We start from the raw sequence: 11132 nt of genomic DNA, 5'->3' as shown, positions 1-11132 counted from the left end.
ATGTGGGCCAAGGTCAGCCTCCCGAAGCTTTGGGCCCGCTTGCGCAGATGCTGTTGTCGCAGGATCGTAACGCGATCGCGGCCGCGATGGCCAGTGCGGCCGGCACTGCGTCCCTGTCCGACATCCGCTACTCCACGCAGCGCGGGATATTCTCCAGCCGTATCCTCGACGCCATGGGCCTCCAGCGTCTGCGCGACGACCTCGATGAGTTGACCGCGACCAACCCGGCGCTGGCCGAGCGGCTGCGTGCCGCGCTCGACGGCTTGCGCGAGGCCGTGCGCGACACCGTCGCGCAGGGGCTCGCGCTCTATGCCCGCGAGGAGGCCGAAAACCTCCGCAACGAGATCCTGCGGAACGCGCCGCTCGCGCGCATCGAACGGCGGCAAGTCGAGGAAATGCGCGCGCTGATCCGCAAGATCGCACGGCGCCTGCGCGAGCGCTATTCGAAGCCGCGCAAGCGCCAGCGCCGCGGCCATCTCGACGTACGCCGCACGCTGCGCCGCAACGCCGCCTGGGGCGGCGTCCCCTTCCTCACGGCGTGGAAGCGCAAGCACCGCGACCGACCCAAGATCGTTGCGCTCTGCGACGTCTCCGGCTCGGTCGCACAGGTGTCCGATTTCTTCCTGCTTCTGATCCACTCGCTGCACGAGGTGGTCGACGACGTCCGCTCCTTCGCTTTCTCCTCGCACCTGATCGAGGTCAGCGACATCCTGGAATCGAAGTCACCGGAAGAGGCCATGGCCGAGATCATGTCCAAGGTCGGATTCGGCTCGTCCGACTATGGTTCCTCCCTCGTCGATTTCGAGAAGGATTGGATGAGCACGCTGACGCCGCAGACCACGGTGATCGTGCTCGGCGATGCCCGCAGCAACAACCTCGACCCGCGCGCCGACATTCTGCGCCGCGTCTCCGAGCGCTCGAAGCGGCTGGTCTGGCTCAATCCCGAAGGACGGCTCGCCTGGGGCTTTGGCGACTCGGAAATGCCGCGCTACGCGACCTTTTGCAGCCTCGTGCGCCAATGCGCCACCGCCCAACAGCTCGAGCGTGCGGTGTCCGATATTGTAGCCACGTATCAGTAGGCGGCGATCGCGTGCGCCTCTGGCGTCAGGCCGCGATCAGCCTGGCCTGGGTGAGATTACACTCCCGAAAGTGATATGCGATTTCGTCGAGGGCGCGCTGCTCCCACTCTTCCGCCTGCGCGAGCCAGAAAACGCGTCGCTCCGAATCGAGCGCGGCGCGCTCACGGCACTGCGAATTTCCGCCAGCCTCTTCATGCACTCCACTCCTGCGACGTGAAGTCATTCCCCGCGAATCAGGGTAACAGAGTCTTGAACCCTCGACCTCACTTTCCTGTGCACATCGCAGCGCGCAATGGGACAGCCATACTTCCCGTGCAGTGCGGAAGCTTGCGGCGCCGCATCAAGAGCAAATCATCAACAAGTGATCGGAAATCGGGACGATCTTCGTCCGCAAGCGATCTTAACTCTTGTGACRCAACGATGTGCGGCAATTTGTGAAGAGACGTTCCAAACAGCCCACCGAATTCCGGACTCATTGTCGTCGCATGGTCTTCATGGAGCGCCGTTAACAGGGGCGCCAACGGTACCATCGCTTGAGGCAACATGAGCAACGACGTCGACTTCGATCTTTCACCGGACCAGTGGGAGGCGCTGCGCGCGCTTCGCAATCCGGTGCCGAACGGTCGCCTCACGAAGGCCTATGTCGTCGAAGGCCTCGTCAAGCTTGGTCTTGTCGTCGTCAGCGACGGCGTACCTGTCATGACGCCGAATGGACGCAAGGTGCTGGTGCGCGGGTCGTGTCGGCTACTGGATCTCGCCGCATAGGCATCCGCAACGTCGATGCATCTAGAATATCTGCGCGATCACGATCGCGTAGGCAACGAACACCACACCAAGGCCCCAGACCATCGCGGGAATCTGCGACCGCCGGCCCATCGTGACCTCCAGCGCGATATGGCTCAACGTACCCAGCGCCATGCCGTTGATGAGATTGTTGGTCAGCACGGTGACGAGCAACGTCAGCACGATCGGCACCGCATTGACGAGATCGGTCATGTCGATGCGGGCGAGCCCCTGCATCATCAAGACGCCGACGAGCACCAGCGCCGGCGCGGTGGCTTGCGGCGGGATGATGACGAAGACCGGCCAGAAGAACAGCGCGAGGCAGAAGAATGCTGCGACGGTCAGCGAGGTCAGGCCGGTGCGACCGCCGGCCTGCACGCCGGTGATGGACTCGATATAGGCCGTGACGACGGAGGTGCCGAGCAGCGGTCCCACGATGGACGCCGTCGCATCCGTCGCAAATGCGGCGGTGGCGTTGGGGATCGAGCCATCGGGCCGGCGCAGATTGGCGGCGCCGGTCACGCCGATCAGCGTGCCCAGGGTCGAGAAGAATTCGGCGCAGAGGAAGTAGAACAGGAGCGGCAGCGCCACGATGAAATGGCTGAAGAGATAGCCGACATCGAGCGCCATGAAGGTGCTCGTGGGCCAGCGCGGCCACGACATGATGGCCGAGGGCACCGATGTTACCATCTTGCCGTTCGCGCCGGGGACGAAAAAGCCGATCAGCGTCAGCACCGCGATCGACAGGATCAACGCCGCCGGTACCCGGCGCACCACCAGCACCGGCGTGAGCAGGAGACCGAAGAGCGTCAGCAGCACCGGCGGGCTGCGCAGCGATCCCATCGCGATATAGGTCGAGGGGTTCTGCACCACGAAACCGGCGCCACGGAGTGCAATAAAAACAATGAGCGTGCCGACGGCCGCCTGGATGCCGATCTTCAAGGCCTCGGGAACGTCCCTGGCAACACGCTCGCGCAGCTTCGACAGGCTGAGGATCAGGAACAGGACGCCGGTGAAAGCGACCATGGCAAGCGCGCCTTGCCATGGCATCCCCATCTGCTTGACGATCACATAGGTGAAGATGACGTTCGAGCCCATGGCCGGCGCAACGGCGAGCGGCAGATTGGCCCAGAGTCCCATCATCGCCGAACCGAAGATGGCGGCGAGTGCGGTGGCGCTGACAAGATCGGCGCGATCCATTCCGGCATTGGACATGATCGCGGGGTTCACCGCGATGATATAGGCCATCGCCGCGAACGTGGTCGCGCCCGCCATCACCTCACGGCCAACGCTGGTGTCGCGCTCGTTGAGGCGGAAGATGCGGTCGAGCAGGCCTGCGGCCGGGTTCGACGTCGTCTCTGCGGAAGCCGATTGCGGCGGCGTCATCTCGTTCATCGCAGTCGCTCCTCTACCAGACCACCGGGTGCGCTTCGCCGGTCTGCACGTTGATGAATCCGAGCGGCGCCTGCTCGCAGGGCGCGACCAGCACCCAGCTCCAGGGCGCGCAGGTCAGCGTCGCGAACATCAGCCGCTCCGGAAATCCGGGATRCCAACGCGGACGGAAGGTCGGCTCATACATCCAGTCCACCTTGCGGCCCTCGGCATAGAGCGCCTGCATCTCGGCATCGAGCGCCTGCGCCGAGCGACAGCTCATCAATCCGCCAACTTCGAACCGCACAGTGGCGACGAGCTCGCCTTCCCGCACCAGCGCCCATCCGCCTTGACGTTCGACCAGCGCGTTCACGGCCTTGGCCATCGCGGCGTCGGACGAGCCGACCACCCAGATGTTGTGCTTGTCGTGCGCGACCGAGCAGGCAACCGCGGTATCCGGCGTGCGCGGTCCGCAGCCGCGCCAGAACATCTTTGCAACCCGGCCGTCGCCGGAGAAGCGATCGACGATGGCAAACTTGGTGATGGCCTCGCTCTCATCGCGCTGCACGGCGCCGTCACGCACCGGCAAATCGAGGGTGTAGAACTCCGGATGCCAATGGAACGGGCGGATCACGGCGGCTTTCATCGTGGCACGGCCGGGTTCGGCCGGCAGTTCGAAGTCCTTCGGTTGGATCGCGCGCTTGATATTCACCGTCCTGGTCGCCCAATCGGGCCAGGAGATTTCAGGAACCTTGCCCAGGTAGCGCTTGCCTTCGGACACCTGTGCGCCGTCGGCCCAGACCTCGGCGATGGTCAGCTTGGCGACATCCGAGAGCAGCACGACATCGCCGAAGCGCCCCGGGGCGAGGCTGCCGACGAACGGCGTGAGCCGCATGTGCCGCGCAGGATTGATGGTAAGACACTGGATCGCGACTTCCGGCGCGAGACCGGCTTCGATCGCCACCCGCGCATTGTGGTCGCTGGCGCCGAGCTCGAGCGTGTGGCTGGCGCTGCGGTCGTCGGTGGTGAAGGCGATCTGCGACCAGTCCTGCAAACCCTTGGCGAGCAGCCAGGCGACGATCTCGGGCATCGCGTAGACGCGCAACTCGATGAAGAGACCGCGGGTCAGCTTGTCCCAGGTCTCCTCCGGCGTCTGCACTTCGTGGTCGGAGGCGAGCCCGGCGGCGGCAAAGGCGTTGATCGATGGCAGGTCCCGCAGACCGGAGGCGTGGCCTTCGACAACGCCGCGGGCGGCGAACGTGGCCTCGATCATGCCCCACAGCCGCTTGTAGGAGGGGTTGTCGGGATTCCAGACCGCAGGCCAGTCCATCACCTCGTCGAGCCCGGTGACCATCAGACTCTCGGCCATGAAGCCCGCCTGCTCGTCGCGGCCATACCAGCCGCCACCCCATTCATAGGCCGTGGGCGGCACCGCCGATCCAGGTTGCGGAAAGATTTTCAGCGGCGATCCGCGACGGCGAGCCTCGAACCAGAATTCGAGATTGCGTGCGCCGTTGACATTGGAGAATTCGTGGCTCGCCTCGCAGGTCCAGGTATTGCCATGCGGCAGCACCAGCGCCGCTTCCCATTCCGGCGTCAGATGCGAGCTTTCGATATGCTTGTGGACCTCGCCAAAGCCGGGAACGGCGGCGAGATGGGGGCGATGCACGCGCTCGCGGACTTCACCGGGATAGCTTCCGGCGGGCCCGACCCATGCGATCCGTCGCCCCTTGAACACGATCTCCTGATCTTCGCTCCATGTGCGGGTGTGCACGTCGAGCAGCCGGCCGACCCGCAAGCTGCGATCGGCCGGGCGGCGCCCGAGCGACGTCAGCACAAGATCCTGGCGGATGCGAACCTCATCGGCGGCGTTGATCAGGAGATCGTCGGGTATCGCATTCATGGCCTGCCTCACTCTACGCCGGCTCTTTCGGGGCCGTGCTTCGCTTCCGCGGCGCTTTGCCGGCCTTGCCGCTGCGCGCCGCGGCGGCATCGCGCTGCCGGACGTCCTTCAGGAGAGTCGTGAGCGCCCACTCGATGGCATCGGCGATCTCGCTGCTGGTCATGCCAAAGTCCTCGCGCATCGCGTTCCAGGCCAGCACGTTGTTGAGATAAGACGCGAGCGCCTCCGCCTGGCGAATCTCCTTCGGGGGGAGATGCCGCACCAGCGGCTCCATCGCCTTGCGATGCTGGTCGATCAGGTGCCGCCGGAAGCCTGCGCGCACCCGGCGGCCCGCGCGCGTCATGGCAATGGCGCGCGCCAGATGCGGATGACGGTCAAACCGCTTGCACAGTTTACGGAAGATGTCCGGCAGCTCGTCGGGCGAGGTGAAGGGAATGTAGCTGAAGACGTTGTCCTCGATCCACTCGCCGGCCGCCGCAAACAGCTCTGCGCGCGTCCTGAAGTGCCGATAGATGGTTCGCTCGGCCACCTTCGCACGCTTGGCCACCGCGGCCATGGAAATGTCGTCGGCCGACTCGTCCTCCAGTGTCTCGACGAAGGCCGCAACGATGCGCTGCCGCGTCATCTCGGCATACTCGTCACGAAGGCTGGCGATATGTCGCTTTGCTGTACTCATGTCATAAGTCTGACATTTGGCGAATTGGAGGGTCAAGCCGAGACTTGAGGCACTCCGCGCCGCAACAATGGGCGTCGGTGCGCCCTGGCACGGCCGGCGATCCTCACGAGTACGACTTGCGCCCGTCGCCTGAAAAATGGACTTTTGCGCGTCGCCAAAATCGGATTTGCTCTGTCGAGAACCGCGTGCAACGGCGCAGCGCGGACGGCAAGGGAGCTGATCATGAACGGGCTTCAATCATGAACGGGCTTGGCGGGCTGAACAAATCTCCGAACGGCGTCGTCATCGGCCTGGTGCAGTTGCAACTGCCCAACGTCGTGACCCGGTCCGATCTGGCGAAGCAGACCGAACGCATCGTCTGGATGGTCGGCAAGGCCCGCCGCAATCTCTCCACCATGGATCTGGTGGTCTTCCCCGAATACTCGCTGCACGGGCTTTCGATGGACACCAATCCCGAGATCATGTGCCGGCTCGACGGGCCTGAGGTTGCGGCTTTCAAGAAGGCCTGCATCGACAACCGGATCTGGGGCTGCTTCTCCATCATGGAGTTCAACCCGCACGGCAACCCCTACAATTCCGGCCTGATCATCGACGACCACGGCGAGATCAAGCTCTATTACCGCAAGCTCCATCCCTGGATTCCAGTCGAGCCATGGGAGCCCGGCGACGTCGGCATCCCCGTGATCGAAGGCCCGAACGGCGCCAAGATCGCGCTGATCATCTGCCATGACGGCATGTTCCCGGAGATGGCGCGCGAATGCGCCTACAAGGGCGCGGAGATCATGATCCGCACCGCCGGCTATACCGCACCGATCCGCGAAGCCTGGCGCTTCACCAACCGGGCCAATTCGTTCCAGAACCTGATGGTGACGGCGAATGTCTGCATGTGCGGCTCTGACGGCTCGTTCGATTCCATGGGCGAAGGCATGATCGTCAATTTCGACGGCAGCGTGCTGGCGCATGGCACCACCGGGCGGGCCGACGAGATCATCACCGCCGAGGTGCGGCCGGACCTGGTGCGCGAAGCCCGGATCAATTGGGGCGTCGAGAACAACATCTACCAGCTCTGGCACCGCGGTTATGTCGCGGTGAAGGGCGGCGCGATGGACTGTCCCTATACGTTCATGCAGGACATGGTCGCAGGCACCTTCCGCCTGCCCTGGGAGGATGAGGTCAAGATCACCGACGGCACCTCCTGCGGCTTCCCGGCGCCGACACGGATGTTCGGCAGGACGGCCAAAGCGGCCGAATAGGCCGATTTCGGCAAAAGCCGCGACATTCTGGCACGGTTGTTGCTCCTTTTGACGATCAGGACGTCGTCAAAACGGGGGAGTCACCATGTCGACCATTGCCGCGGCCCCGGCCGCCGAGCGCAAGCCGCTCTACACCTCGCTGTTCGTCCAGGTCCTCGCCGCGCTGATCCTCGGCATCATCCTCGGCGTGGCCGTGCCGGACTTCGCTATCAGCCTCAAGATCCTCAGCGACGCCTTCCTGAAGCTGATCTCGATGATCGTGGCCCCGATCGTGTTCTGCGTCGTCGTACACGGCATTGCCGGCGCCGGCGATCTCAAGAAGGTCGGCCGGGTCGGCGTCAAGGCGCTGGTTTATTTCGAGGTGATGACCACGGTGGCCCTCGTGGTCGGGCTCATCCTGGCCTACATCTTCGGTCCCGGCCACGGCATGAACATCGATCCCTCGACGCTGGATGCCAAGGCACTCAACACCTATGCCGACAACGCCCACAAGCTTCAGGGCGGCGGAATCGGGTCCTTCCTGCTCAACGTGATCCCGACCACCTCCTTCGACGCGTTGTCGCGCAACGACGTCCTCCAGGTGCTGTTCTTCGCGGTCCTGTTCGGCGTCGGCCTCGCGCTGGTCGGCGGCGAAAAGGGCAAGCTCGTCACCTCGATCATCGACGCCGCCTCTACCGTGCTGTTCCGGGTCATGGGGCTTATTGTTCGAGTTGCTCCACTTGGCGTGCTCGGTGCGGTCGCCTACACGGTCGGCAAATACGGCGTCGGCTCGCTGAAGCAGCTGGTCTCGCTGGTGATGCTGTTCTATGTCTCGGTCGGCATCTTCGTGCTCGGCGTGCTCGGCGGCGTGATGGCGCTGGCCGGAATCAACATCCTCAAATTCCTCGCCTACCTGCGCGAGGAGCTGACCATCGTGCTCGCGACCGCTTCTTCCGACGCGGTGCTGCCCCAGATCATGAAGAAGCTGGAGCGTATGGGCGTGAAGGATTCCGTGGTCGGCCTCGTCATCCCGACCGGCTATTCCTTCAACCTCGACGCCTTCTCGATCTACCTCACGCTCGCCGTCGTCTTCATCGCGCAGGCGACCAACACGCCGCTGTCCTTCGGCGATCTCCTGCTCGTGCTCGGCGTCTCCCTGATCACCTCAAAGGGCGCGCATGGCGTGCCTGGCTCGGCGATCGTGATCCTGGCGGCGACGCTGAACGCGGTGCCGAGCATCCCTGCGATCGGCCTCGTGCTGGTTCTGTCGGTCGACTGGTTCATCGGCATGGCCCGCGCGGTCGGCAACCTCACCGGCAATTGCGTCGCGACCGTCGTGGTCGCCGCCTGGGAAGGCGACCTCGACCGCGCCAAGGCAGCCAAGGTGCTCGACGGCGGCGAGCTGGTGGACGTGACGGCGGGAKAGCGTCCGCCGGTCAGCCGTTCCAATGGAGCAAGGGCGTTCCGAACGCCCTGCTCCAGACCGACAGGAAGCGCGGAAACCAGGAGTGCGCCACGGCGCCCTTGTAGGCCCAGGTGCGGTACTTCAGGCCCTGTTCCGATAGCAGTTCTTGATATCCGCCGTGGACCTCAGTCGCGGTCCGAATGTCCTTCAAGATCCCCTGGGCGCAGGCCCGATAGATATCGCTCCCTGAGGCTTCATCAAAATCCAGCATGCGATCGGCGAATTCGACATTGAACGTCGGCCACGACGAACGCCCCTGATAGGCCGGCGCCGCGATCTTGTGGATCATCTTGTTCCGTGGATTATCCGCGGAGACCAGGAAGTGAAACGTGCTGGGGATGCGGAAGCGCGGCTCCGCGATGACCAGATCCGTCGTAGTCGCAAACAGCGCACGCTCGCTGGCATCGTTCATATCCCAGAAGCCGCGATGCACGCTGACGAAATCCAGGGCCACCAAGGACACCGGTGCACCCGCCGGGCCGTCAAGCGAATGCCTGATATAGCCGTCCTTGCCGAACAAACGGAGCAGGTCTCTCTTGTACTGCGCAAGCTCGCGTCCGAGCAGCCGCTTCAGCTCGCTCTCGCCGACGATCCCGAGCTGCACGCCCCAAACAAACGTTGTGTAGACGCAGGCATTGGTGACGAAACGCCGGCGCTCGGCCCGCGTGTCCGTTGCCGCCGAGCGGGGCCCGCTGGCGTCGCATAGCAAATATCTGGTGCCGTCAGCGTCGAACGACTCGAGCTCGCTTGCGAGCTTCAGGATCGCGCGCTTCAGATCGGCGCCGTATTCGGCCAGCAACAGGCGGCCGGCATGCGCGCATTGCGACATCGCCAGATAGGACGATGYCCTCTCCTCGGCAGAGAGCATTTGCTGGAGACCGGCGAGAATGCCGAGCAGCGTGTCCGATGGGCGCGAGAAGTAGTTCACGCCGAGATACCGTCCGCGTCCCGCAGGAACAATGGTCGTCGTGACGACGTCGGCACGAACCGCTTCTAGTAAGAGACGGACGCTCTTTTCGAGCAACCGAGCCCGACGCACCGCGTCCTGCGCATCCATGATGGTTTCGGGGTCGAGGACATCAGGGTAGAACCAGGCGAAATCGCGCGGGTAATAGGCTGAGGCATGCGGCGCGCCCGTGACCAGGAAGGACTCCGTCACCGAAAACGCACTGTCCATCGAATGACGGTAAAGGTCCTCGATCGCCGACAACGAATGATGCGATTGTCGCAGGAATCGATCACCGAGAAAATTGACCGCCTGAAGGGCGTTGGCGACAAAGGTCGCAGCCCTACCCTGGTAAAATCGGTTCTCACGATGCGATGGAAAGGAGATGTCGCTGTTCATATGCGTCAATCGGCGAATGTCTGGTGATCCCGGTGATGGCAGTCACCATTCTAATGGTGTCTGATTCGTATCTCTACCCGGTGACTTGCGGGCTCCTGACGGGAGGCATCTTCAATCCGCGCCGGCCCGGACCTCCCGCGGCCTGAAATTCTCGACCACCCCGAGCAGCACACGTGCGCCGGCGTCGGCGTCTGCCAGCTCCACGTGCTCGTCCGGGTGATGGCTGATGCCGCCGCGGCAGCGGACGAAGATCATGCCGACATCTGCGATGTCGATCATCGCCATGCCGTCGTGCCCGGCCCCGCTCGGTAGTTCGAACACGGAAAAGCCTTCCCTGGCGATCGCCTGCGCGATCTGCTCCTTGAACCAGGGCGCACAGGGCGCGGTGCGGTTCTCATGGGTGACGTCGAGCTGGAGTGCCAATTGGCGGCGTTTTGCGATTGCCTCGATCTGCCTGACGACGTCGGCGACCGCACGCTTGCGGTGCATGTCGGTCGGCGCGCGCATGTCGATCGTGAACGACACCTCGCCCGGAATGACGTTGGTCGCGCCGGGCTTGGCGTGGATATAGCCGACGGTACCGACCAGCCCGCTCTGGTCGGTCCGGCAGAACTGCTCGATTGCACCGATGCACTCGGCCGCGCCGGCGAGCGCGTCGCGCCGGAGCGCCATCGGAACCGTGCCGGCATGACCGGCCATGCCGGTCAGCCGTGCCGCGAGCCGCGTGGCGCCCGCGATTGCGGTGACCACGCCGACGGGCAGGCTCTGTGCCTCCAGCACCGGTCCCTGCTCGATATGCAGCTCGAGATAGGCCAGCAGCTCGCGCCGTGCCCGCGCGGCCGCCCCCACATGATCGGGATCGAGGCCGAATTGCACGAGCGCATCGCGCATCGCGACGCCGTCCCGGTCGCGCGCAGCCAGGACGCTCTCATCAAACGTGCCTGCCACCGCGCGGCTGCCGAGCAAGGTCGAGGCGAAGCGCACCCCCTCCTCGTCGGCAAAACCGATCACCTCAATGGCAAACGGCAGGCGCTTACCGCGACGGTTGAGATCGGCGACGCAGGAGATCGCCGTGATCACGCCCAGCGGCCCATCCCACTTTCCGGCGTCGCGCACGGTGTCGTAGTGTGAACCGAGCATCAGGCAGGGCGCCCCCGGCCGCTCGCCTTCGTAGCGGCCGCAGACATTGCCGATCGCATCGAGGTGCGCGCTCATGCCGGCCTCGCGCATCCAGCTCAGAATGAGGTCCGCAGCTTTGCGCAATTCCTTGCTGAGATA

At 64.3% G+C, this 11132-nt stretch carries 8 protein-coding genes and 1 pseudogene; 4 read left to right on the top strand and 5 right to left on the bottom strand.

What is annotated here, in order from left to right; all coding sequences use genetic code 11:
• Together ACXJL8_RS21005 and ACXJL8_RS21000 are read left to right on the top strand one after the other, a co-directional pair.
• Positions 1-1079, top strand: a 1079-nt coding sequence (locus ACXJL8_RS21005; protein ID WP_456685501.1) for a VWA domain-containing protein, incomplete at its 5' end; no start/stop codon positions are given.
• Between the two features lie 543 nt (positions 1080-1622).
• Entirely contained in the window at positions 1623-1844 is a 222-nt protein-coding gene (locus tag ACXJL8_RS21000; RefSeq protein ID WP_456623288.1) for a hypothetical protein, read from the top strand.
• Between the two features lie 21 nt (positions 1845-1865).
• Here the strand turns inward: ACXJL8_RS21000 and ACXJL8_RS20995 are convergent, their stop codons facing one another.
• The 3 genes from ACXJL8_RS20995 to ACXJL8_RS20985 are packed head-to-tail and all read right to left on the bottom strand — an operon-like array spanning position 1866 to position 5812.
• The gene (locus tag ACXJL8_RS20995) at positions 1866-3257 is read right to left on the bottom strand and encodes an NCS2 family permease (RefSeq protein WP_456623287.1); all 1392 of its coding nucleotides are present in this window, start codon (positions 3255-3257) and stop codon (positions 1866-1868) included.
• Positions 3258-3270: 13 nt separating this feature from the next.
• Entirely contained in the window at positions 3271-5136 is a 1866-nt protein-coding gene (locus ACXJL8_RS20990) for an adenine deaminase (RefSeq protein ID WP_456685500.1), read from the bottom strand.
• A 13-nt stretch (positions 5137-5149) separates the two neighbouring features.
• The gene (locus tag ACXJL8_RS20985; protein ID WP_456623285.1) at positions 5150-5812 is read right to left on the bottom strand and encodes a TetR/AcrR family transcriptional regulator; all 663 of its coding nucleotides are present in this window, start codon (positions 5810-5812) and stop codon (positions 5150-5152) included.
• 239 nt (positions 5813-6051) lie between these two features.
• Here ACXJL8_RS20985 and ACXJL8_RS20980 point away from each other — a divergent pair, with 239 nt between their 5' ends.
• Together ACXJL8_RS20980 and ACXJL8_RS20975 are read left to right on the top strand one after the other, a co-directional pair.
• Entirely contained in the window at positions 6052-7065 is a 1014-nt protein-coding gene (locus ACXJL8_RS20980) for a formamidase (protein WP_456623284.1), read from the top strand.
• A gap of 85 nt (positions 7066-7150) precedes the next feature.
• A pseudogene (locus tag ACXJL8_RS20975) lies at positions 7151-8467 on the top strand (dicarboxylate/amino acid:cation symporter); the annotation flags it as partial.
• Between the two features lie 13 nt (positions 8468-8480).
• Here ACXJL8_RS20975 and ACXJL8_RS20970 read toward each other — a convergent pair.
• Entirely contained in the window at positions 8481-9854 is a 1374-nt protein-coding gene (locus ACXJL8_RS20970) for a hypothetical protein (RefSeq protein ID WP_456685499.1), read from the bottom strand.
• A 111-nt stretch (positions 9855-9965) separates the two neighbouring features.
• A partial coding sequence (locus ACXJL8_RS20965; RefSeq protein ID WP_456685498.1) for an allantoate amidohydrolase occupies positions 9966-11132 on the bottom strand: 1167 nt, incomplete at its 5' end.

The sequence above is a fragment of the Bradyrhizobium sp. P5_C11_2 genome, from assembly GCF_054049755.1.
This window is presented reverse-complemented; position numbering and strand designations above follow the sequence as displayed.

Excerpts from the sequence above, each read along its gene's own strand:
- ACXJL8_RS20980 (WP_456623284.1), top strand. The coding sequence starts at position 6,052 with ATGAACGGGCTTGGCGGGCTGAACAAATCTCCGAACGGCGTCGTCATC.
- ACXJL8_RS21000 (WP_456623288.1), top strand. The coding sequence starts at position 1,623 with ATGAGCAACGACGTCGACTTCGATCTTTCACCGGACCAGTGGGAGGCG.
- ACXJL8_RS20995 (WP_456623287.1), bottom strand. The coding sequence starts at position 3,257 with ATGAACGAGATGACGCCGCCGCAATCGGCTTCCGCAGAGACGACGTCG.
- ACXJL8_RS20985 (WP_456623285.1), bottom strand. The coding sequence starts at position 5,812 with ATGAGTACAGCAAAGCGACATATCGCCAGCCTTCGTGACGAGTATGCC.